14 protein-coding genes and 1 tRNA gene are annotated in these 25,376 nt (G+C 44.0%); 6 read left to right on the plus strand and 9 right to left on the minus strand.

What is annotated here, in order from left to right; translation table 11 throughout:
* Position 1: 1 nt before the first annotated feature.
* The 3 genes from INP83_RS18425 to INP83_RS18435 form a co-directional block, all read right to left on the minus strand.
* A complete protein-coding gene (locus tag INP83_RS18425; RefSeq protein WP_219125418.1) occupies positions 2-4,045 on the minus strand; it encodes an amino acid adenylation domain-containing protein in 4,044 nt (1,347 codons plus the stop codon).
* Complete coding sequence (locus INP83_RS18430; protein ID WP_219125419.1) at positions 4,045-10,791, minus strand: polyketide synthase; 6,747 nt, start codon at positions 10,789-10,791, stop codon at positions 4,045-4,047. Before INP83_RS18430 ends, INP83_RS18425 begins: the two co-directional genes overlap by 1 nt.
* 155 nt (positions 10,792-10,946) lie before the next feature.
* The gene (locus INP83_RS18435; RefSeq protein WP_219125420.1) at positions 10,947-11,288 is read right to left on the minus strand and encodes a hypothetical protein; all 342 of its coding nucleotides are present in this window, start codon (positions 11,286-11,288) and stop codon (positions 10,947-10,949) included.
* A 142-nt stretch (positions 11,289-11,430) separates the two neighbouring features.
* Here INP83_RS18435 and INP83_RS18440 point away from each other — a divergent pair, with 142 nt between their 5' ends.
* The 3 genes from INP83_RS18440 to INP83_RS18450 all read left to right on the plus strand — a co-directional run bounded on the left by INP83_RS18440 (position 11,431) and on the right by INP83_RS18450 (position 14,402).
* Entirely contained in the window at positions 11,431-12,576 is a 1,146-nt protein-coding gene (locus INP83_RS18440; RefSeq protein ID WP_219125421.1) for an NAD(P)/FAD-dependent oxidoreductase, read from the plus strand.
* A gap of 132 nt (positions 12,577-12,708) precedes the next feature.
* A complete protein-coding gene (locus INP83_RS18445) occupies positions 12,709-13,032 on the plus strand; it encodes a hypothetical protein (protein ID WP_219125422.1) in 324 nt (107 codons plus the stop codon).
* Between the two features lie 278 nt (positions 13,033-13,310).
* A complete protein-coding gene (locus tag INP83_RS18450; RefSeq protein ID WP_219125423.1) occupies positions 13,311-14,402 on the plus strand; it encodes an MBL fold metallo-hydrolase in 1,092 nt (363 codons plus the stop codon).
* Positions 14,403-14,406: 4 nt separating this feature from the next.
* Here the strand turns inward: INP83_RS18450 and INP83_RS18455 are convergent, their stop codons facing one another.
* The 3 genes from INP83_RS18455 to INP83_RS18465 all read right to left on the minus strand — a co-directional run bounded on the left by INP83_RS18455 (position 14,407) and on the right by INP83_RS18465 (position 19,539).
* Entirely contained in the window at positions 14,407-15,591 is a 1,185-nt protein-coding gene (locus tag INP83_RS18455) for a PepSY domain-containing protein (RefSeq protein ID WP_219125424.1), read from the minus strand.
* A 5-nt stretch (positions 15,592-15,596) separates the two neighbouring features.
* Positions 15,597-17,984, minus strand: coding sequence for a TonB-dependent receptor (locus INP83_RS18460; RefSeq protein WP_219125425.1), 2,388 nt, complete (start codon positions 17,982-17,984; stop codon positions 15,597-15,599).
* 130 nt (positions 17,985-18,114) lie between these two features.
* Entirely contained in the window at positions 18,115-19,539 is a 1,425-nt protein-coding gene (locus INP83_RS18465) for an SDR family oxidoreductase (protein ID WP_219125426.1), read from the minus strand.
* 353 nt (positions 19,540-19,892) lie between these two features.
* On the opposite strand from INP83_RS18465, the gene INP83_RS18470 reads away from it, so the two are divergent.
* Positions 19,893-21,296, plus strand: coding sequence for a glycosyl hydrolase family 18 protein (locus tag INP83_RS18470; RefSeq protein WP_219125427.1), 1,404 nt, complete (start codon positions 19,893-19,895; stop codon positions 21,294-21,296).
* A gap of 461 nt (positions 21,297-21,757) precedes the next feature.
* Positions 21,758-22,255, plus strand: a complete 498-nt coding sequence (locus INP83_RS18475) for a hypothetical protein (protein ID WP_219125428.1) — start codon at positions 21,758-21,760, stop codon at positions 22,253-22,255.
* A 337-nt stretch (positions 22,256-22,592) separates the two neighbouring features.
* On the opposite strand, the gene INP83_RS18480 is transcribed toward INP83_RS18475, so the two are convergent.
* Both INP83_RS18480 and INP83_RS18485 read right to left on the minus strand, forming a co-directional pair.
* Positions 22,593-22,666 (minus strand) — tRNA-Arg (locus INP83_RS18480).
* Between the two features lie 74 nt (positions 22,667-22,740).
* Positions 22,741-23,148 (minus strand): BLUF domain-containing protein, encoded by a 408-nt coding sequence (locus INP83_RS18485; RefSeq protein WP_146270558.1) that lies wholly within the window; start codon positions 23,146-23,148, stop codon positions 22,741-22,743.
* 462 nt (positions 23,149-23,610) lie between these two features.
* On the opposite strand from INP83_RS18485, the gene INP83_RS18490 reads away from it, so the two are divergent.
* Complete coding sequence (locus INP83_RS18490) at positions 23,611-24,471, plus strand: N-acetylglucosamine kinase (RefSeq protein ID WP_146270560.1); 861 nt, start codon at positions 23,611-23,613, stop codon at positions 24,469-24,471.
* 140 nt (positions 24,472-24,611) lie between these two features.
* Here INP83_RS18490 and INP83_RS18495 read toward each other — a convergent pair whose 3' ends face one another.
* Positions 24,612-25,307, minus strand: coding sequence for an NUDIX domain-containing protein (locus INP83_RS18495; RefSeq protein ID WP_146270562.1), 696 nt, complete (start codon positions 25,305-25,307; stop codon positions 24,612-24,614).
* Positions 25,308-25,376: the final 69 nt, after the last annotated feature.

A 25,376-nucleotide genomic window follows, 5' to 3' on the forward strand; every position in this document is an offset into this window, starting at 1 on the left:
CTTAATAATTGATCTTATCAAGGCAATCCTGCAATACACGGGCAAATATTTTATCGTTTGGCTCTTTAAACATGGTAGTATGTTCACCCGGAACGCTATGGATGTTGATACCTTTTAAAGCATAAGGTCTCCATCCCATATATTCATAGTCATCGAGATAGTAAGAACGGGTCTCCGCGCGGAAAAGCTCGATTTCCAGATCTGATGGAGCGATAAGATAATACTTCTGCGCCAAGTTATTAGCCTCATCAATACGGTTAGAGTAACCGAAAAAACCTACCTGATCTTGCTTCTCGCCGTGCCTCAATTTCCAGAATAACCTTACCAAACTTCTCTTAATGGCCTCACTGCGCTTGCGAATGGTTTTAAGGAAACCATCTTTAAAGGTAACGCTATGCCAAACTTTACGCCCTAAATATAGCCCGCGTTTCACTTGTTTGGTCGCCCATGGATCGTAATGCGGTGTACGGTAAGCATAGGTGTCAAACATAGCCAGCATGCGTACATCTTTATTAAGCGCTTTCATTTGGCGCGCCATTTCAAAGGCTATTAATCCGCCGAACGAGAAACCCGCCAAAGCATAAGGACCATCCGGATTTTGTGCAAGGATGGAAGAAACGTAATGGGCCGCCATATCCTCCATCCTGTTTAAAGGCTCATCTACACCGTTAAGGCCCTTTGCCTGTAAGCCATATACAGGCTGCTCATCATCAACATTGTTGGCCAGCGTGTTAAACAGCAAAACGTTTAACCCTGCTCCGTGGACAATATAAATTGGCACTTTGCTACCGGTCGGCTTTATTGGCACCAAAGAATCCCATGATACTGCAGACACATCGCTATCCATAACGGCGGCAAGCTTTTCGATGGTAGAGTTTTCAAACAGGATGGCAAGCGGTAAGCGTTCGCCTGTTTCCTGTTCTATACGTGCCATAACTTTTACCGCAATAAGCGAGTGGCCGCCCAACTCAAAAAAGTTATCATTGATACCCACCTGCTCAATGCCTAATAGCTCTTTCCAGATAGTTGACAACAACCTTTCGGTATCGGTGGTTGGTGCTACGTATTTAACCGTTTCTGCAGCATCAATATCGCTGGCTGCCAGCACCTTTTTATCCACCTTGCCGTTAGGCGTCATCGGCATTTCATCAATAATGGCAAAGTTATCCGGCAGCATATAGTCAGGCACCGAGTTTCTCAGATCAGTGCGCCATTTCTGGATCAGATCAGTGGGGTTTTCAATGCCTTTAAAGTTATCGTTCAGCAACACATAGGCCACCAGTTTGGCCACGCCGTTCTTATCATTACGGGCAACCACTACGGCCTGTTTAATAGCCTCTTCCTTCCCAAGATTGAATTCGATCTCGCCCGTTTCAATGCGGTAACCCCGTATTTTAACTTGCGCATCTATCCGTGATATGTACATCAGGTCTCCATCGGCAGTAAAAGTACCGAGGTCGCCGGTGCGGTACATGACGGGGTTAGGCGTTATGGTATCAAATGGATCATGAACAAATTTCTCTTCTGTTAACGCAGGTTGGTTAAGATAGCCTTTGGCAACACCTTCGCCCGCTATGTAGATCTCGCCTGCAGCACCCGGCCCTAACGGGTTTTGAAACTTATCTAAAATATAGATGTAAGTGTTATCTATCGGTCTACCAATGCTGATAAAACCGTCTGATGCTTTGATCTCTTTAAGGGTAGACCAGATAGTGGTCTCCGTTGGCCCGTAAACGTTCCATAAAGATGAGGCGCGCTCCAGTATGCGCTGTGCCAGGTCCATCGGCAAGGCCTCTCCACCACAAATTACCTTCACCTGCTCTGCACCCCAGCCAGCTTCAAGCATAATACGCCAGGTGTAAGGCGTAGCCTGCATAACGGTTATCTGCTCGTTACGGATGGTTTGTAATAACTCCTGGCCATCCTTAACCATAATGGCATCTGCAAGCACAATTTGTGCACCGGTTATTAATGGCAGCCAAAGCTCCAGCCCGGCAATATCAAAGCTAATGGTAGTTACAGCAAGCAATTTATCAGCAGCGGTTAGCCCCGGCTGCTTTTGCATACTGTATAAAAAATTAACTGCGTTATGATGCTTTATCTGCACGCCCTTGGGCTGCCCGGTAGAACCGGATGTATACAGGATATAAAGCAGGTCTTCGCCTTGCACAACTACGGCCGGGTCACTATCAGCATAATTGCCAAGCTTAGGCATGATATCATCCAGCAACAGCTCTTTAGCGTTGGAAATGTATTTACCGCTATATTTTTTCGTAGTAACCAATACAACAGCAGCCGAATCTTCCAGCATGTAGTTGATACGGTTGATGGGGAATATCGGATCGAGCGGAATGTAGGTTGCTCCTGCCTTCATAATACCCAGAAGCGCAATAACCAGGTCGGCATTGCGGTCAACAGAGATAGCCACTTTATCGCCTACTCTAACGCCATTCTCTATCAATACTGCGGCAAACTGGTTTGATCTGTCATTCAGCTTTGCATAGGTGTATTCTTCTTTACCAAACTTTAATGCCACCTTATCGGGATACTGCATTGCCGTTTCACTGATGATCTTATTCAATGGCTTATCGCGCGGATAATTAACGCGGGTATTATTCCAGCGGTTAAGTTGCTCGCGCACCTGTTCTGCGTTCATCAAAGGCAGTTTGCCTATCAGTACGTCGGGTGTTTTTACCACGTAACGCAGCAGGTGCTCAAACTCCTGCATAAAACGGCTAATGGTAGCCGCCTGGAAAAGCTGTGTATTATATGACCACTCAAAAGTAAGTGTACCCTTATTATCCGTAACGTTTAGGAATATCTCGAACGTTTCATATTCCCTCGGATTGTTGATGTAGCGGTGTTTAAGGTTATGGAAACCTATCCCTTCGTCCATACCGATATCGATATTGAACATTATTGGCACAAGCGGCAAGCGGGAAGGATCGCGCGGGATGGCCAGTTTCTTCAGTAAGCTGCCAAAGGTGTATTGCTGGTTATCGTAAGCATCTAAAATGGTGCTTTTACGGTCTTTTAAATAATTGGCAAACGTTTGTGCACCATGCGGAAAACTGCGCAGTGGTAATAAATTAACACAATGCCCTACCAAACCAAAATTACCGGTTGCTGCTTGCCCTGCGGCAGGCAAACCTACAATCACTTCGTCCTGCCCGGTTAACTGATGTAAAAACACCTCGAACGATGCCAAAATAGCTGTTACCAAACTGGTGCCGGTTTTACGTGCCAGGTTCCTCAGGTCGGCAACCAATTGGGTATCCAAACCGTAGTCTGCACGGGTACTTTTAAAAGTACGTGGCGTTGGGCGCGGATTATCGGTAGGTATATCAAGCAAATGATCGCTGCCTTTAAATTGCTCTACCCAATATTGCTCGGTAGCAAGATGCTCAGCACTGTTCTTAGCATTCGCCTCTTCCACAGCAAAAACGCTAAAATGCGGCGCCGGTGGCAGATTCGGCTCAACGCCCTGTGCAAAGGCGTTGTAAAGCTTACCCAGGTCCTGCATGATCAACCCCATCGACCAGCCATCGCAGATAATGTGGTGGGTAAGTAATATTACCTGGTGCTCAGTATCATTTAATTTGATCAGTGCTATCTTAAACAGCGGGCCGTTTTTAAGATCTAAAGCAGTGATGGCTAACTGCCTGCAATAGTTTTTTACAAAATCACGGTTTTGTTCATCATCCTGATCGGATATATCGTGATAATCTACTAAAACATCAAGGTGTTTGTAAATAATGATATGTGCGCCATCTGCACTAAAAACACTGCGCAGCGCTTCGTGCCTGTCGCTTAAAGCTTGTGCAGCCTTCAGCATAGCTTCTTTATCAAAAGCTTCGCCGGAGAGTACTATAGTAGCAAAATCGTTATATGCACAGCTGGCATCGTTACCACCTATGAGGCACGACGTCCAGATCTCCATCTGCGGTTCGGTAGCCGGTGCAACCAGGGCTATCTCCGGCCCTGCAAACGGATCAAAGTCTTCTACGCTAACCCGTGAATTATTAGTAAGGGTTTGGTTTAGCATTAGTTATTATTAATGTTATACTGCACGTATTTAGTTGGGTCTGCTTCATCTTTTACAAACCATGCCGGGTTACCTTCTTTATCACGGCCGAGCTTCGCGCCTTCTACTGGCGGGGTGTTCATCGCTTCTAAATTTACATTGGTTGCCGTGCCGTTTGTATTTACGGTGCCGTTGGCAACAAGTTGTGTATGGTTTTCTGCCGATGTAAATTTAAAGAAACCTACATCAACCATTTCATGTATGCTCTGCCTAAACTGCTCTATCATGAAATCCACATCCTCCTCGGTATGGGCATCAGTCATAAAGCATGGGAAACCATCCAATATATGCACCCCGCGCAAACGCATTAGGGTAAATAATAACTCGTTGTATGGTACATCTTCCAAAAACTTAATGCGCCACAACGAACCGTAACCCACGGTTGTAACAGGAATATTTGCATCGCTGCAAACTTTTGCAAAACCATCGCGCAGGCGGGTTGCCATTGCCGTAAGTTTTTCCTGTAGTGACGGGCCCTGCTCTTTCATGTATTCGAGCGAAGCTTTGGTAGCCGCAAGCGCTAAGGGATGGCGAACAAATGTACCTGCAAAATAGGTTACACCAACTTCTGGCACCGAGCTATCGCCAAACTCCCAAAAACCGCCGTCAAGGGCGTCCATATATTCTTTTTTGCCGCAGATAGCACCTACGGGCATACCCCCACCTATCACTTTACCGTAGGTACCTAAGTCGGCTTTAATGCCAAAGATTGCCTGCGTACCACCGGGATGGAAACGGAAACCGCTGATCACCTCATCAAACACCAGGCAAATATGCTCGTCTGCAGTAAGCGTGCGCAATTGCTTTAAGAACTCTATCGGCTGAAAATCAGGCCGGCGGCTTTGCACCGGCTCTACCAGTACGGCGGCAATTTCATCAGCACGTTCTTTAATGATGCGCAACGCCTCATCGGTACCGTAGTCCAGTATCAGCATATTCTGCACATTATCCATCAGGATACCGGATGCAGCCGGGAACGTCTTTAATTTTTTGGTACCACGAACGATAACTTCATCCATAATACCATGGTATGAACCACTGAAAGCCACGATAAGTGAGCGACCTGTTACTGTACGTGCAACACGCATTGCACCTAATACAGCCTCAGAACCGGTGTTACAAAGGGCAGCACGGTCATGACCGGTAAATTCGCACAACAGCTTACAAACCGGCCCTGCCAGCTCATGTTGCGGGCCAATTTCGTAACCTTTGTCTATTTGTTCGATAATGGCCTTCTTCAAAACATCCGGCTGGTAACCCAGCATGTTTGAGCCAAAACCATTTAAAGCATCGATGTATTCGTTACCGTCAACATCCCACAAGCGATTGCCTTTTGAGCGGTTGATCACAACCGGATAAACCAGTTCCTTTGTGAGCGGGCGGAACCCACTTACCACGCGTGGATCAGCCATGTAGGCACGGTGTTCCTGCGTTTGCTCTTTACTTTTGCGGGTTTTATCGTTGTAGCGTTTGGTAAGGTCTTCTAACCACTGTAATTGCTTTTCATCAAGCTCCTGCACTTTGCGCTCTATGCGGGCAGTGGCGCCAAATGGTTTTTTTATCTCCACCATTTCTTCGGCTGTTACTTCCGGCTCTGGTTCTAAAACCGGCGGCGCTACAGGTTCGCCTTTCAGTTCATTAGCCATTGGTGGTGGCTGCAGCGTAACGGTTTTTGTTTTAACCTCGCCGCCTTGTAAGTGCGCGATTTGCGTAGCCAGCAGCTGCAACTGCTGACTGATCATATTTAAAGCCATCTCGCTACCGGCACCAGTTACAGGAGCCGTTGCTGCCTGCGGATAAAATGCTACCGGTTGCGGTGTAGCGGCCTGCGCATAAACCGGCTGAGATTGCGGTGCGGCGGCGGCTTTTTTAGCTGAGGCCGGTGGCCCAAACTGGTCTGCCGGTAGTGTTTTATCCAGGAAGTCGGCCAGCAGGTTGATCGAATTATAATCCTCAAACAGTTTCCTGAACGTGATATTTACATTAAAGGTTTTTTTAAGATTGGTGGCTATCTGGGTTAGCAAAAGCGAATCGAACCCAATTTCAGGGAAACTTACATCGGCAGAGGCATTGTCAATATCAATACCTGCGGCATCCGTAAAAATGCCCTGAAGTTTTTCGGCCAGAAAATCTTTTCTCGTTATCATGCTTGGTGTAGTATCTTCTTCAATTTTAGCGGGTGGCGTATCTGGTACTATCTCCTCCGGCTGGTAATTTACCATGCCTGCGGGGTTTATTTTAACAGGTTCCACCCAATATATTTTCCGGTCGAAAGCATAAGCAGGTAATCGCAACCGCTTACGCTGACCGATGTAAAACTCATTCCAATTTGGTTCGATGCCGTTTAACCATAACTGCCCAACGGCCTTTAATACGGATTGATATTCCGATTGGTTATTGCTGTTATCCATCCCCCCGATAGTAACTACCGGCTTATCTGCTGTTTGCTGTGCTGCCAGTGTAGCCAGCGTTCGGCCCGGACCAACTTCAAGATAAACACGTCCTTTATCTTCTGCAAGTTTTTCAATCGCATTTGCAAAACGTACGGTTTTACGCAAATGATTAGCCCAGTAAGCCGGATCACAAGCCTCTGCTTCTGTTAACCAATTGCCTGTAACAGTAGACATGATAGGCTTAACCAGCGAATTTATCTTTACCGACCTTACAATCTGCTCAAAAGGTTTAACGATGTCATCCATCATGGCTGAATGGAAGGCATGGCTGGTTTGCAATAACCTGCCCGGCGTACCTCGTTCATCCAATACTTTTGCAAAGGCAGCAACGGCCTCCTTTTTGCCTGCCACTACGGTTAGTTTTTTACTATTGATGGCAGCTACAGAAAGATCTTGTGGCAAGATAGCTTCCAGTTCTTGCGCCGTTAAACGTACCGAGAGCATATCCCCTTCAGGTGCTTCACTTACCAACCGGGCTCGCTCTGTAATAAGTTTCAAAGCATCGGCCAGGCTAAATACGCCGGCAAAATGAGCGGCAACAAATTCACCAATACTATGGCCCACAAATATTGTTGGCTCAACGCCCCAGCTCATCCATAGTTTAGCCATAGCGTATGATGTAATGAAAATGGCTGGCTGGGTGTAAAAAGTATTCTTTAATTTTTCTGTTGCCTCCGGCGATTCCGGTGTATATATCACATCAGCAATATCGGCCTGGCCGGTACCTTGCAATAATGCGACGCATTCATTTACTGCATCAGCAAAAACAGGTTCGCCTGTGTAAAGCTCGCGGCCCATGTTCAGGTACTGCGCGCCTTGGCCGGGAAACATAAACACTACTTCGGTAGCGCTTTGGCTAAGTACTTTTGAATTGGTTATATCGCGCTTAAAGTTGGTCAGCTTTTCCAGCAGATCATCATTATCAGCAGCTAATATGAAATTACGCTCCTTGAAATTATTTCGCGTGGTATGCAGGGTATAGGCAATATCTGCTAATGGCGCTTCCGGATTATTTTGAACGTAGTGATACAGTCGGTCTGCAAATTTTGAGGCACTTGTAGCCGTTTTTGCCGACCAGCTTATCAATTGCAGCGGCCTGCTCTCGCCTGATGATTGCACTTCGTTATCATACTCTTCCAGGATAACGTGTACATTGGTACCACCTACCCCAAATGAGCTTACCCCGGCAATGCGTTTACCATTTGTTTCCCACTCGCGAAGCTGCGTGTTCACAAAGAACGGACTGTCGCTGAAATCGATATTGGGATTGGGTTTGGTAAAATATAACGAAGCCGGTAGCTGCTTGTAGAACAGCGCCAGCGTTGTTTTAATGAAACCCGCCACACCTGCTGCGGCTACCAAATGCCCCATGTTACTTTTAATGGAGCCTATAGCGCAGTACTGGTTCTTTTCTTGTTTGCCAAAGGCCAGGTTAAGTCCTTCAATTTCAATAGGGTCACCTAAGGCAGTTGCGGTACCGTGTGCCTCTACGTAGGAGATATCAGCCGGCTTAACTTCTGCATCGGCGATAGCCATTGCAATAGCACCGGCCTGCCCGGCTGCACTTGGCGCGGTAAAGCTGCCTTTGCCACCGCCATCGTTGTTAACGCCAACGCCTTTTAAAACGGCGTAAACACGATCGCCATCGCGTTCGGCTTCTTGTAAACTTTTGAGCACCACAATGCCGGCACCATCACTAAACACGGTGCCATCGCTTTCGGCATCAAACGGGCGGCAATGGCCATCGGCACTTAGCATGGTTCCCTGCTGGTAAAGATGCCCGCTTTTAATGGGCGCACTTATAGAAGAGCCGCCAGCCAGCGCCACGTTACATTGCCCATTACGGATACTATCCGCAGCCTGGGCTATCGCCAGCAAAGATGTTGAACAGGCTGCGTGTACGCTTACCGCAGGGCCGGTAAGGTTTAACTCGTACGCGGTGCGGGTAGCAATGTAATCTTTCTCGTTAATAGTTGCCGTTAAAAAGCGGCCAATATTCTCAATCTTATCGGTATTGGATAATACATTATTAGTGTAGTAAGTATTGTTGCCCACCCCTGCAAAAGCCCCTACCGGGCCGTCATATTTACCGGGCAGGTGACCGCTGGTCTCTAAAGCTTCCCATGCCAACTCCAGGAACACTCGCTGCTGCGGATCCATCAATTCGGCGACCTTGGGGTTTATACCGAAAAAAGCAGCATCAAAGCTTTCGGCGCTCTCTACTATACCACGGGCCTTAACATAGTTTGGTGCATTGCGTATGTGCTGCGGGATGCTTGCATCCAGTTCATCATCAGTAAAAAATGATGTGGTTTCGCGGCCTTCTGTCAGTAAATTCCATAGATCGTAAATCGTATTGGCGCCGGGAAAACGTACGGCCATACCGATAACGGCAACATCGTTATTGATTTTATCGCGCTTGCTCTTAACAGCGGTAACCTTTGCTACAATTTTGTTGCCATCAATATACGAGGCTATGCCGTTAACCGTTGGATACTGATAAAGCTTTGTTATCGGTAGCGTATAGCCGAATTGCTTTTTAAGCGCAGCTACGGTTTTTAAAGCCAGGATGGAGTTACCGCCTAACTCAAAAAAGTTATCGTAAACGCCAACTTTATCTAATTGCAGTAAGTCTGCCCAATAGCCTGCAATATTCTTTTCGACACTGTTGGACGGTGCCTTATAAAGCACCGAAAGCTCGGGGCGCTGCATATCAGGCGCGGGCAGCCTGTTTCGGTCTATTTTACCGCTTGTAGTTTTTATAAAATCATCTACCCATACAAATGCAGCCGGCATCATGTAATCGGGCAGCTTCTGTTCTATGTTTTCTCGCAGAAATGATATTTCTTTTTTATTACCGTTGGCGATCAGGTAAGCTACCAACCGTTTTTGACCGGGCACATCTTCCCTGGCTACCACAACGGACTGCTGTATGCCAGGCAACTGATTTAGAACTACTTCAATCTCGCCAAGCTCTACCCGGTTACCTCTTATCTTTACCTGCGTATCTTTACGGCCAAGGTATTCTATGTTTCCATCGGGCAGGTAGAAGCCCAGATCACCGCTTCTGTATATTTTGAAGATTTTTCCGTTGGCATCCGTCCAATCAACAAATTTTTCTGCAGTAAGGTCGGGGCGGTTTAGGTAACCGTAGGCAAGGCAAATGCCGCTTATGCAAAGCTCACCCTGTTCGCCCTGAGGAACCTCTTTCAGTTCATCATTAAGGATGTGTACGGTTACATTATTTAACGGCTTACCTATGTTTGGCAGCAACGGCCAGCTCTCAGCCGGGCCATCTAATTTCAATCCTGTGGTACAAACGCTGGCCTCGGTTGGGCCATACATATTGTAAAACACGCAATTTGGCAAAGCTTTAAAAAAACTTAATACCTGCGGCGTTATCTTAAGTTGTTCGCCCGCGCTTATTACCTCCTGTAAAGATGCCGGGAAATATTGCTCAGCATCGGCGGCCTCAGTTAAATACTGCAGCGCCACAAACGGAACATTAATCCGGTTGATTTGCTGATCATTGATGTAGCGCAGCAACCTGGTTGGGTCTATCCGTGTTGCCTCATCTACCAGCACCAGCGTACCACCTACACTCAGCGTGCAAAAGATTTCCATTACTGATGCATCGAATATCAGCGGCGAAAACTGCAGCATTTTGTGCCCGGCAGAAAGGTACGGGGATATCTTGTGATGCCATTTGATCAGATTGACAACACCCGCATGGCCAACACAAACACCTTTTGGTTTACCCGTTGAGCCCGATGTGTAAATGATGTACGCAACTTTGTTTTTTGCAACCTTTTCAGGCTGATGAACAGCGGGTAAAGGCTCGTCAGAAACCACAACGTTCTTAACGATTTGTCTGAATACTTCGGCGTCGCTTGCCGGCGACAAGCAGGTATCCATGCCGCAATCGGCTATGATATCCTCTAAACGATCTGCAGGAAAGGTTGGATCGAGCGGCAGATAAGCCTTGCCGGCTTTTAAAATGGCAAATAAGCTTATGATAGTTGTAACAGAACGCGTTGCGCTGATACCGATAACTGAACCTTCAGGCGACGTAGCCCCGATAACACGGGCCAACTCATCAGCCTTACCGTTAAGCTCGGCATAGGTAATGCTGTCATTCCCAAATTGAACCGCAATAAGTTCGGGATGTTCGGTAACACGTTGTTCAAACACATGATGTATCAACACTTCATTACCAGGCTCGCCGAAATATATATTATCAGTAAGAATACTCATTAAGTTTATTATACATGGTTAAATAAATAACCACTGGGTAATAAATTGTGACGGTTTAAGATGGGTTCAAGTTATAAAATTTAAAGCATCTGTAAATGATACATTTAAACTTTTTCATCCAAATTTCATCATAAGAAACTCTGGTTCACCCTTATTTACTTTAACTCAATTTGCTTTGGTTCCGTGGCAACAATTTCGGGCCTGTCCTTATGTAAGGCAAAAACACCCGTAACAGAAATATTTTTGCCTTTAAGGCTTGGCCAATCCATTTTTATCTTATCGCCTTTTACGGCAATGGTGTATTTCTGATTAGGGTAGGCACCACCCATATTTATCAACGTTAGCGTATCGCTAAATGTTCTAACCGATGCAACAACATCGCACAAGGTTTTGGTTTTGCCTAAATTGGCTTTAAAATCATCGGCAGAAAATGTTTGAGCCGAGGCCTTGGAATAAAAGGCGCACAAAATAAGCAGGCAGTATATTAAATTTTTCATCGATTTTAAATTAGCCTAAATATGGTGATAAAGCGACAAATCTTAGTACATGAGCTACTGAAATTTTATCATGTAAAAGGTTCTTCATTAATGATCGTCATTTAATGTAACAGGGCTTTCAGTTATAATAAGAAAATCACCGATGACATCCATAAAAAATAAGAACATAGCTATTATAGGTGGTGGACCAGGAGGCCTTACCCTTGCACGCCTGTTACAAATGCGCGGATTAAGTGTTAAGGTTTATGAACGAGACGTACACCGCACTGTAAGAGTACAGGGTGCCTCTTTAGATCTCCATCACGAATCAGGCTTGAAAGCATTAAACGCCGCCGGTTTGATGGGTGAGTTTGAAAAATATTATCGCCCCGGTGCCGACTTGATGACTATCACCGACAAACATGCCGAACCCTTGCTGCGAGATACGGAAAGCCGCGAAGGTGCAGATGCGCGCCCGGAAATTGACCGCGGCCCGTTACGAGACATACTAATCGATTCATTGGAGCCAGGCACAATTGTGTGGAACAAACGGTTTCAGTCTATGCAACGGAATGAAAATAAATGGCTTATTGCTTTCAACGATGAGTATGCTACTGAGGCCGACATAGTGATTGGTGCTGATGGTGCAAACTCTAAAATACGCCTGTACCTCACCACACTCAAAGCATTTTTTGTTGACATCACCGTTATAGAAGGTGCTGTTTACAATGCCATTGAAAAAGCACCGAGGATTATGAAACTCCTAAACGGCGGCAAAATCTTTACTCTTGGCGATTCTTGTACACTAATTGTAAGTTCAAAAGGCGATGGCAGCATAGCTTTCTACGTTGGCTTTAAAAGTGAAGAGGACTGGGCTATTACCTCAGGAATTGATTTCACCAAACCGCAGGAGGTAGCAAACTGGTTCAAAACCAAGTTTGCAGGATGGAGCGACATCTGGCTTGAGCTATTCGAAAACGCCGAGTCGCCGATTATTCCGCGACCGCAATACTGTATGCCACTTGATCAGGACTGGCAGGCACAAGCTGATTTAACTATTATTGGTGATTCTGCACATTTAATGCCACCGTACGCAGGCGAGGGTGTTAACATGGCCATGCTGGATGCCCTTGAATTAGCCGAAGCCTTAACCGGCCCTCTCTTTGATGATTCCTTGGCTGCTATTGCCAATTACGAAACCAGCATGCGTAAGCGCGCCGCTGAAACAGCAGCGGTTACTTTACAGCAGACGGAATTGATGCACTCGCCCAACGGCCTGGAAGAAATGCTTGCATTTTTTAAATCCTGATTAAAAACATGATCGCCTTAACATTGGTAATCACCAAGAGGATCCTAAAATTTAAATTTAAAGTCTTTTGTAAATAAAACCGAACCAACCTGGCGTTACGTAGTTATACTTTGACATGAAAAGTTGATAGTCATGCGATCAGGAGCGATAAAAATTGCGATCTTATACGTCATCGCGGGGATATTATGGATAACCCTGAGCGATAAGCTGTTGCTTGCCCTACGCGATCATGTTGACCTTGAACTAATGCTTTTTTTGAGCAGCGTAAAAGGCGTTGCTTATGTTTTAATTACCGGCATCTTTCTCTATTACCTCATCCGCTCAAACACTGCCACCATTGCCGAAAGCGAAAAGCGATATCATGGCTATTTTGAAGAAAACCCCCACCCTATGTGGATTACCGACGCACGCACCATGGCTTTTACCGATGTTAATGAAGCTGCGTTAAGTTTTTAAGGATGAACCTGCTTGATATCAGCCCCCCTGAACACAAAATAGAAACTTATAGCACTCTCCGCGCATTAACTCACGGCATCAATAAATGTGTTTCATTTGCGCACAAAACAAAAAACGGTAACATCGTTACGGTTACCACTTCATGCCATTTAATCAGCACAAAAAAAGGCGGTAATTTAATGTGTATGGTAGAGAATGGATGACATCTTGCAACCCGCCTTAAATTACTTTGAAAGAAAATAATTATCGCCAATAATCGTTATTGAGTTCATACGATTATGATCAGAAGCCGTTTGGGTGTTTATTTCTTTGTATCGCTATTGATTGCAATTACGGGTTGCAGGTTATTTAAATCAGTTGGCAGAAACCCAAACAAAGCCGCCGTTACCAAACTGGAAGAGCAGCCCAACTACAAGAACGGTTCTTTTGAAAACCTGGCCGAACAGGCTGATACGACAAAAAAGCGCAGCCTTCTTTTTCTGCGTACCCATAAGCCAAAAACGGTAAGGCCATCGCGGCCAATGCCTTGGGTGAAAACAGATCTTAACGCTTTAACGCCCAAAGCGCCTACCGTGGTTTGGTTCGGACACTCTTCGTTGCTCATAAAAACTCTGCAGGGCAACATTCTCATTGATCCCATATTTAATAACCACGCAGGGCCTATCCCGGGTGTAATGCGTGCCTTTGCAGGAACGGGGCATTACCACGCTGAGGATATGCCACCTATTGATGTATTGCTGATATCACACGACCATTATGATCACCTGGATTACCAAACCGTAAAAAGATTGAAAAGCCGTGTAAAATTAGCTGTAGTGCCTTTGGGAGTAGGTTCAAACCTGATATACTGGGGTTTTGACCCTAAGAAAATTATCGAACTAAACTGGAACCAATCTACAACCTTGCCGGGTGGGTTGCAGATCACAGCTACAAAAGCGCAGCATAAGAGTAACCGCACCTACTCCAGCAGAAACAAGACCTTGTGGGCATCCTACGTGATACAAAGCGCTCAATACAAAATTTTTTATAGCGGCGATAGCGGCTACGGCCCACACTTTAAAGAAATAGGCGAAAAATACGGTCCTTTTGATCTGGCGCTTTTGGAATGCGGACAATATAGCCCCAATTATCCATGGACGCATTTATGGATAGGCCAAGCGGCACAAGCTGCTATAGATCTGAATGCAAAAATGTTGCAGCCGGTGCATTGGGGTAAGTTTGTTGAGGCTTCACATCCCTGGAATGAGGCCGTTGAAAAGTTAGTACCAGCTGCCGGGAAAGTGAATATGCCTTTCAACGTCCCTAAAATTGGAGAACCTTACACCATCGGCGACCCGCCGAAGACTGATGTTTGGTGGAATTTTAGATGATTATTTAAGCGCCAACCATAGCTGGACTGCGCCTGCGGATAGGTGTTTTCTTATGTTTCTTTTGCCGCTTATTGTACCATATCATAAAACCGGTTACAGGCAATGATGCACAAACCAGCGATGCCAAAAAAGCCAATATTTTGGTTGGTAAACCTGCATAAGCGCCGGTGTGCAGATCGTAATTAAGGCTTCTTGTTTTTTCACCACCCTTAACATCGGCATTGCTGTAATGCAGCAGTTGCAGGCCGGTGTTTCGGTCAAAATAGTACCACTCAAACTCATGCGTTCTGTTGGCGGCAAGCCTTACCTGTATATTAAATGGATCGGTAGGTTTATCGCGCAGGCGGATAGCAAACACATCGGCCGTATCATGTTTGCGCAGCAAGGTTTTTATTGCGCTATCGATAGCGATTGTTTTGTATGCTTTCGCAGGGGATGATTTTGGGATAGTTCGCTTTTTAACTGTTTGCCCGCCATCCGCAATAAACTTAACGGCATTATCTGCCCAGTCGAAGGCGAAGACGAGCCCCGTCATAGTGATAATCAGAGCAGGAATTAAAGTATAAAAGCCAAACGCGTTATGCACATCATAATTTAAGCGCTTTGGCCCTGCATTTCGTTTGATCTGTAGCTTTCCTTTAAAACCCTTGATCGTTAAACGTTTTGGCCACCAGATGATAAGCCCGCTTACCAAGATCACGAAGAAACAGGCTACAGATATGCCGGTAATAGGTTTACCTACCTGATCGCCGAGCAGCAGGTTAAGGTGGAGGCTCAACATCAGCTGGAAGAATTCGTTTTTGGTATCTTCTATAGATACAACTTTGCCGGTATAAGGGTTAACATAAACGCGGTAGTAGTATTTATAATAATTCCAATGACCAAAACCTTTAGGGTCAGTTTTACTTGCCCTGAAAACCCAGTTGCGATTGGCCGCAGGGTAAACTTCGCACCGCGATAATTTGTACTTTTTACCCAACGCCTGTTGCGCATTGTTAAGCAACATGCTGAAATTTAAGCGCTCCGCAGGTTGCGGTACAGATTGGTTAAAGTACCTGTCGTGATAAAAATATTCCTTTAATTCGTCTGCAAACACATTGATGCAACCAGTTATGCTTACAATAATAACTACTATGCCAGTTACCAAGCCCAGCCATCGGTGCAACCAAAGAAATATCTTTTTTATCATCGTTTTTAGAAGCTATAGTATAAGTTGAGGTTGGCAGTAGTACCCACGCCCATGGCGTAGTCTGCATCCATGGCACGGTACTGGGCCACCACCGGGTAGTATGCTTTATTAAATAAATTCTCGATACCCAAACCAGCCGAAAACTTTGTGTTGAACTTATAGTTAGCACCCAGGTTAAACAGGTTTATGGACTTAATGGGGCCTTCGCTATTAGCGTACAAGCGGTTTGAGCGTACAGCAAACCTGTCGCGGTTACCGGTATAGATCCAGTAAAGCTTAACGTCAAATTTATTATCAGGGCGGAAGCCTAAATAACCGGTAGCCTTTGGCGGTGCTATGCGTAAACCATTAAGGTATACCTGTGTCCCGTTAGGCTGCTTAGACTTACCCTCAACATAAGCGTAGCTGCCCCCTACCGACCATTGCTGACTTAAATTCACATCAGCAGTAAGCTCGTAGCCATGTACGTTCTCCGGTTCGCGCTGGGCAACCAATACACCGTTACCGTTATCAACCAGGTTGGCACCCAGGTTTGATGTGCTGATATAATAAGCCGCCGTTAAATTAACAAGGCCTAACCTGCTGCTAAAACCAGCCTCGTAATTGTTGGTAATAACCGGTTTGGTATTGATGGTTTCAATAGTGTTGCTTGTTGCACTCCTTAAAATCCGTCCCAGTTCGGTAATGGCAAAACCTTGGGAGAAACTCACAAAGGGATTAAACAAATCATACTTGTTGTAGCGTAAACCTGTGTTAAAGGTTGTGGCATTGTAAGGTATCTTACCGCCTGTAACTGGTATGCTGCCCTGGTTGTTAGGGCCTTTGGCAATGGTGCTGTAATCCTTAACTGTCACAGTTGCATTCTCGTAACGGATGCCGGCCTTAAATACCAGGTTAGTCAATATATCGAGTTTCATTTGTGCGTATGGCGCCAGGTTAACCATATTCATATCGGGTATGTAAACGCGGCCATCGGTAAGGATCTGGTTGGTGCGGTCGTTCAGCAGGTCGAGGCCGTAGGTAACGTTGCCATCGCCCCAGTTACCCAGTTTCCAGGGGGTATTTAAGGTAAGGCGCACACCTTTTTTGTACGATTGTATCTTGGTTTGACCGGGACCATACCATGCCGAGCCCTGCGCTACGTAGCGGTTCATGGATTGGAAACCGTTGTAGTATGCAGATATGTCAAGTGATGAGTTGAGCGGTAATGCACGGTTTTGATAGGTTAGCAACACGTTATGGTTGTAAGGCGTGCCGGCAGGTTCGCCGGGGTCATCTCCCTTTTGCCCAACCGAAGGCTTTACGCCATACTTGCCAATCACGTTAACGTAATCGCTGTTTTGCGTGCTTGTGTAAAGATTATAGGATGCGGTTACATCGCTATTGTCATTTATTTTATAGTTGGCTTTAACAAAGGCATTGTACGTTCTGCTCTGACCTAAACCATCGGGCTGTGCATTCACATTTCCCTTAGCATCTTTTTGTACGCCGGTATAGTTCACCGTACCGCTAACCACGTAAGAGAAACGATTTATATTACCCGAGAACATCTGCGAGAAACGGTAACCCAAGGTATTAGCCGGATGTACCACATTGCCGCTGATGCCCACGCTGGTAAGGCCTGTAAAGCTTTTGCCCGCTACCGGTTTTTTAGTTATAAAGTTGATTATACCACCTGCAGAACCATTTCCATAAATGGAGGTGGCGCCTTTAATTACTTCTACACGCTCGATCACTGCAGGATCGATCGTACGTATATCACGACTGCCATTCATCAATGGTGTTGATTGCGGTATACCGTCAATAAGCACTAAAACCTGCCTGCCGCGAAGAGTTTGGCCTGCGTTATTAGCCTTATTGGTTGCAACGCCCAGCCCCGGAATAGTATTGCCTAATATGGCCGCTACAGATGGGTTGATATTGAGCTGTTCTTTAACCTGGCGCTCATTGAGGATGCTAACCGATGAAGGCACTTCTTTAATACTTTCTACTTTTCGGCCTGCGGTAACAACTACTTCTGATAATGAGTTTCCGGGTTGGAGGGTAAAGACTACGTCTAAACTCTGGCCGGCGGCTACATCCACATTTTTGCTTGCCGTTTGGTAACCTACCATGCTGGCTGTGATGGTGTATTTTCCAGGTTTAATATTGTTAGCTATAAATTTACCCTGTTCATCAGTATGGCCGCTTTTACCACCGGTAATAGTAATGGTTGCATAGCTTAACGGTGCGCCATCAAGGGTGGTGACGGTTATAGCCAGATCTGCCTTTGTATTTTCCTGCCCAAAAAGGTGGAAAGGTATTATGATGGATACAATAAGCAATATTGATACGAGAAACAGATTTTTTAAAGGAGTAGTATTAGTTTTTTGCTCGGCAGTGATATAAAGCATGGTCTTAGTACAAATATTTCTGCCGCAAAAATAGTTTATTTAGACTAATTCCAAACAAAGAAATAAAAATAGAGTTATAGCCTAGGATAAATCCCTGATCAAAAATGATAAAATATTTACTATAAGCTATTTAACCCGCTGCAATATGATGTAGCATACCCTTAAAAATAAAGAAATGGAAAGGAAGCATGGCGTACCAATACAACCTGCCGGCAAGCCCCAGGGGCCTAAAGGTAGCTGTTTGTACTACGCAATTTTTATCATTTATCTTAAATTCAAGCCAGGCTTCGCCGGGTAGTTTCATTTCAGCGTAAAGCAGCAGGCGTTTTTCCTCTTTACTTACCAGTATCACCCGCCAAAAATCAAGCGCCTCCCCTACTGATGTTTCAGAAGCATTTTTACGACCACGCCTTAAGCCAACTCCTCCGAACAACTTATCAATAAAACCCCTGAACTCCCATAGCCAGTTGGCATAATACCAGCCGTTACGGCCACCAATAGCAAAGATCCTTTTCAGCGCGTCGTCCGTATTTTTCGTTTTTTCGGTCTGTTTGTTTTTAAACACACCAAACTTTGGTACCTCAATATGCTTTGACAAACCTTTTCGGAAGATCTGGCTGTTTCCCGCATCATTCCAACTGGAGAGAACGAGATTCTGCTCTATTTTTTCAAACGCCATTTTTATAGCTTCCTCGTAAGGTATCAAATGAACGTGCAGTTTTTCAGGTAGTTCATTAGCCTCTCCTATCACATCAACCTTCATGCTGTCTACCAGGTTTTTAGCCAATGGGTAAGCCGTTGAGGTAACAAAGTACAACCAGTAAGATGATAAGCGGGGCGTAAATACCGGCACAGTAATAATCTTGCGTTTCAACTTACGTACTTTGGCAAAACGCTCAAGCATCTGTTTGTAAGTAAGCGTATCCGGCCCGTAAATGTCGAAGTGTTTGTTGTAAGTGAAATCCTTACCCAGTACGCCACTTAAGAACTGTATAACATTGCGTATAGCTATAGGCTGGCACTTTGTTTTTATCCATTTTGGAGCGATCATAAACGGCAGCTTTTCCACCAGATCACGAATGATCTCGAACGATGCGCTTCCCGACCCTACAATAATTCCAGCCCTTAAGGCTGTTACCGGCACTTTGCTTTTACGCAACTCGTCTTCCACAGCTTTGCGGCTGGCCAGGTGCTTGCTTAGGTGCTCTTCGTTTACTATACCGCCTAAGTAGATGATCTGCTTAGCTTTGGTTTTATCCAGTAATGCCACAAAATTTTGGGCAGATTTACGTTCCTCTTTACTAAAATCGCCCCCGCTCATATTCATGGAGTGTACAAGATAGTATGCGGCATCGATATCTTTAGGGCAGTCGTCGAAACTTTTAGGTTTCATAAGGTCTCCCTCAAATACGGTCACCGAGCCGGGCTTGTACCTTTTGGTATCAAAGCGATACTTATCACGCACCACGCAAATAACATGATGACCTTCATCTATCAACGCCGGTAAAAGCCTGCGGCCTATGTAACCGGTTGCACCTGTGAGCAGTATCTTCATATCTGACTAACACAGTGAGGGTTTAAATGTTCGATGGGAAGAATTAGCCAATTGCCATTTGCAGATCAATATTAGAACTTTCAAGTGTCTAAGTATGCTGCATCATATGTGGCGCAGCTAATACTCCCTTACGGAATAACATTTTCTGTATATGCAAATACGGTTTAACACTATGCAAATTTGCATCAATATTAATTGTAGGTTATTCCCTAAAATTGAATTAAACCTATGTGACTTAATTTTTCCCTTCAGGCAATATATATTAGATACTGATTAGAGAAGGATAAAATATGAATGCTTAAGCACTAAAAGCATTAAATATTAAACCAATTTTTAACTTATAATAAACCATTATGAAAAAAATGTACCCACTGCAGTTGGCGGCTTTTGGCTGTCTGCTGATGCTTAATGCTGCTTGCAGGAAAAATCAAACTTTAAGCAACCTATCACCAGGTAAATCTGCTGAAGATATGGCAGCCAATGCTAAATTTTCGCGGTTATCAACGCAAGCTTTACCAGCTGCGGGGCAAAACAAAGTTGCTTATTATGCATTTGACGTAACGCCTGCAAACCAGGGCGTTTTACCCTTAACTACCTTTACTGATAAAGCCAACGTTGTAGTGGTTTTTGAAGGGACACTATGGGAACTGGCTGACACCGTACATTACAATTCGGGATGGATGCAAAACGCTTACTACAAGAACAAAAGGCAGATTTTACAGGATATTCAAACGCTCCGGTCAAGGGGTGTAAAGGTATTGATGAATGTTGATGATGCTTCTTCATGGAGCACAGCAACCCCGTTTACCACGTATAACGGAACAGCTTATAATTACACTCAATTTGCATCTTTTGTAAATGATTGCGTAAATACTGTAGGGCTTGATGGTATTTCGCTGGATGTTGAGCATAACGCTACAGATAATACTAATTACCGCAACCTGATCAAAGAATTAGGTAAGTACTTTGGGCCGCTTTCAACCAACAGCACAACAAAAATGTATTTAGGTGCCTTTTATGACGGTGGTGCTCCTGGCCCTATTTTCCGCGAAACTGCCTTAAGCCAGTACCTTAATTTTGTAATGGATATGGGTTACTTTGAAGATAACACTTCAAGGTTTAATTACTGGGCAAACACACTTGGCAATGCCAAGGTAGTGCTTGGCATGTCTTATGATGACAATAGCCAATCGAGCGCTGTCGCGCAGGCCCAATGGCACCCAAGCCCGGATAAGGCAGGCATAATGGTATTTGCAGCCAACAAAAATAAAACCTACAGTGATGCCATATTTACCGCCCTGGATGGTGGCACAACTACTACAACCGCCCCTTCGGGCGCAGATCTGACCGATTACTCAGGCACGCTAAGCGCACAGTATCAAACTGGGTCGCCGTCAGGTGAAGAGTACACTATGCTTATCGATAATAATACTGCCACTAAATACTTAACGCAACATGCTTCTGGCTGGGTGCAATTTAAACCAAATGTAGCAGCGACGGTAGTTAAATATACCATTACCTCGGCTAATGACGTTCCGGCCCGCGATCCGAAGAACTGGACGTTACAAGGATCTAACAACGGAACCACCTGGACCACGCTTGACACAAAGACAAATCAATCCTTTGCATCGCGCTTCCTGAAACAAACCTATACCATAAGCAATACAACCAGCTACGCGTATTACCGGCTTAACGTTACCTCAGTACAATCCGGTTCTATCCTCCAATTCTCCGAGTGGGAATTATTCCGCAATTGATTTACCTTGATCTGATAGGTCAATATTTAAAAGCCGCTTTAAAATTGATTAAAGCGGCTTTTTATGTGTTGTTTTAAACCATTTGGATTATGACAGCGTTTTGGATAAGACAACAATTTAGATAAGACAACAATGGCTTTATCACTACGGCGCCAAGTTAATTTATGGCCCATAGTGTAGAAGAGCATACGTGTAAATGAAAAGCTACAATTTAAGCCTGTAGCCTTTCATTATGTCGCCCCGAGTGAGTTTCTCAAATGCGGCGCAATAATCCACATCGAAAAGAACAGATTGTTACTCAATTACCAAGTCTGATCCAATGACTTTAACCAACTGTTAATCAAGTTAAACTATTGATTTAAGAAAAGATATTTTTTCGCTTTTAAAACTAATAGCTATAGGAATTATTGCCATTAGTTTTAATAATAGCAATATGTTAGCTGTTCATTAACAGTAGACCGATGCGCTTTTTCGCTGCGTTTTTCATTTTAACCTTAATTTTTAGTATTGATACGTCAGCTCAAACTACTGGAACTGGATGCAATTTGGGTTCAAGAGTTTATACTCAATATCTGGGCATGGACAACGTATACGGAGGGGCTCCTCAGCGAGTATATGCAAACCCAGGAACTTATTACGATATAAATTTCAATGGATATAGTGCAACAAAGCCCAACAATGAAAATTATGTTTGTGGACAGATAAATACTTATCCTGGTCCAGTACCGAGAAATGATATAACCACTTCCAGCACGCCCTGTGTCACCGAGGTATCATTACATGGGCCGCCTAATGGTAATGGCTTTTTAGCTACATACAAAGTCAATGATCCATCAAAGTGCGGACCTACCAATGTCCCAATTGACCAAAATTATATTTTTATACCTTTCACTCTAATTGCTATGACGACGGCCGGTTTTGCATTACGAAAAAGAGGTGTCTATGAAATTACAAATTAATACGAATTCAAAACCACGCAATTTTATGAGTATGGATCCATCGACACATTCAGCTTTTTATCTTAGAAAAATTCTGCTGCTGCCCACCCTATTATTAACAGTATAAAAAAAATGGATATTTCTGTGTTACTTTTCATTTGAAAATCCCGAATCATTTTGGAGAATTTTACCCATTATATTTTTGCCAAAAGGAGTGCCTTGTCCACAATCCACTGCTTAGATTGAAGTTCATTTCCTTTAATGTAAATAATTAGAAGCTGCCTACTGGCTATTCATAAAAAACCCCCTAAATATGCTATTTAGAGGGTTTTTTGTATATCTTGAGGGTAACATTAAGTGATCCCGTTTGGATTCGAACCAAAGACCTACTGCTTAGAAGGCAGTTGCTCTATCCAACTGAGCTACGGGACCATCGCAAAATTTTTCGCGGTGCAAATATGCAAAAACAGGTTGGATTAGGCAATAGCCTGGTTCATAATAAGCAATTATTTATCGCAGGTGAAGAAAGTCTCCACAAGTTCTGCCACCCGCCTATCAATATTCACAGGTAGACAGATCTGGTGTGGCTGCACATAGCCCTGTATATTTTTTAATCCATCCGGACCATTTGTTTTAAAAGACATCGTCCACGTATCAAATTGGCGCTCTGTAATCGGCTGCTCTGCAAGCTTTATAACTGCTGTATTATTAGTGTCGTTTTCTATATTGTCAAATAGTTTTGTAACATATTGCCTGTTCCCCTCTATAACACCCATAAAAACACCATTATTATATAATAATAAACCGGTTATACCAAAATCTGAATTGCGTAACTGGCTTTTTACAAGCAGGTCTTTGAGTTCATTTGTGGTTAAAAGGGTGGCAGCGGCACTTATATAAACTGTATACAGCATAGATAACTTTTCATGAAAATTTGCATTGGGGCGCCAAAATTATAAATTGACATACGTATTCAAAAATAAAGCCAAGGCTTTAAACAAGTTAAATCAGATGACAGGTTTAAGAGGTGGGATTCGCTGTTTTTAGCAGCGGGTAACATTGGCAAATACGGTATGAAGATAACTAACGTAAAAAAATATCGCAAATAAATTATTATCAAAATATTGTATATAATTGTAACCTGTAACAAGCTTGCATTTTTTGCAAAATTGATATTATAACCAAAAATTTGTTGAGAGGAGAATTTTCTTGGTACAAGGCATTCGCCAGGTACTTATCAGCATCAAAAATATTTCATTTTGAGCTTCAAACAAAAGTTTATTCACTGTGTATCAGATTTTTACTTTTTTAAATAATTTAGTGTTTTATTTACAATAAGTTAATCATACTTTTAGCCAATTTTAAAAACTTATTTTATGATCATAATTGCTGACGGTGGCTCTACCAAAACCAATTGGTGTTTAGTTACCGAAGATGGTAAAAAGGTGTATTTCAATACCGAAGGATATAATCCGTACTTCTCAAACACAGAATACATTATCCAGTCTTTAAAAGAAAGCCTGCCTACAGACCTGAACAAAGGAGAAATCACAGAAGTTAATTACTACGGCGCCGGTTGCTCAACACCCGAGATGCGTAAGGTTGTTGAAGATGCCATGCAAGTGGTTTTCGATAAATCTAAAGTAAACATTGGACACGATCTGCTTGCTGCTGCACGCGCTTTGCTTGGCAATGAAGAAGGTTTTGCCGCCATATTAGGCACAGGTACAAACACCTGCCTGTACAATGGCCGCGAAATTACCCATAATATTGACTCAGGTGCTTACATCCTTGGTGATGAAGGAAGCGGCTGTTACATCGGCAAAAAATTATTAATCGATTACCTGCGCGGCTACATGCCTGAGGCGGTACGCAAAATTTTCTGGGAAGAGTTTAAACTTACCCCTGATGATATTAACGAGATAGTTTACACCCAACCGCGTGCAAACCGTTTCTGCGCAAGCTTTAGCAAATTTGTTTACGATAACAACGTAAACATTGAGTATTCGCGTAACCTTGTACGTACGTCTTTTGTTGATTTCTTTAACAACCTGGTTAAACATTACCCGGATTATCAACGCTATACGTTTAACTGTATAGGTTCTGTTGGTTACAATTTCCGTAACGTACTTGAAGAGGTTTGTGTTGAAAACGGCATGACCGTTGGCAGCATCATCCGCTCTCCTATAGATAATTTGGTTAAATACCACCTGCAAGCTGCCTCTACTAAAGCGTAGTTTGATCAGAATCCGGATGTCTTGATTCAAGAGAAAAGACATCCGGATGTTTAATAATATAAAAGCCGCCTGTTTTAAACAGGCGGCTTTCTTTTTCTTACTATCTTCTTGATCCCTGACTCTTGACCTCTTGGAGCTCTTTAGCTATCCAGGTTCAATTCGTTCTGGAATATCTTGGTGTATTTACGGCGGTCAAACTTGTAAAGTTTCGCAGCGCGATATGATACGCCTTTTTGCTTTTCGTCCAGCTCTTTCAGGAAACCATAGCTCAGCATCTTTTTACGGAAGTTGCGTTTATCCAACTTTTTGTTAAGCACGGCCTCATAAAGGGATTGCAGTTGGGTAAGTGTAAACTTCTCGGGCAGCAACTCAAACGCAATAGGCTGATAATTTAAACGGCGACGCAGTTTATTAAACCCTGTCTGGAAGATCTCGGTATGGTCAAACGCCAATTTTGGCAATTCATTAACGGGATGCCAGAAAGCGCTTTTAGCATATTGTGTAATGGGCTTCAGTTCTTTTTGCCCGTTAATACGTATTAATGCATAGTAGGCTACAGTGATCACACGACCTTGGGGGTGGCGGTTCACTTCGCCGAAGGTGTGGAACTGCTGCATGTGCAGGTCGCGCAGGCCGGTAAGTTCATACAATATCCGCTCGGCAGCATTATCAATACTTTCGTCCTGCTCCACAATATAGCCGGGCAATGCAAGCCAGTCTTTGTAAGGCTCCTCATTTCGCTCAATAAGCAATATTTTCAACTCCCCCGCTTCAAATCCAAATATGACACAGTCTATCGAGAATACGGAGTTAAACGTAGGTAACTTAACTTCCAATGTTGGTTTAATTTTAGGTTTATTGGTCTAAGATAATTGTTAAATCTTATTGTAAAAATAAAAAATAAA

The sequence above is a fragment of the Mucilaginibacter sp. 21P genome (assembly GCF_019331605.1).
GTDB classification, from domain to species: Bacteria; Bacteroidota; Bacteroidia; order Sphingobacteriales; family Sphingobacteriaceae; genus Mucilaginibacter; species Mucilaginibacter achroorhodeus.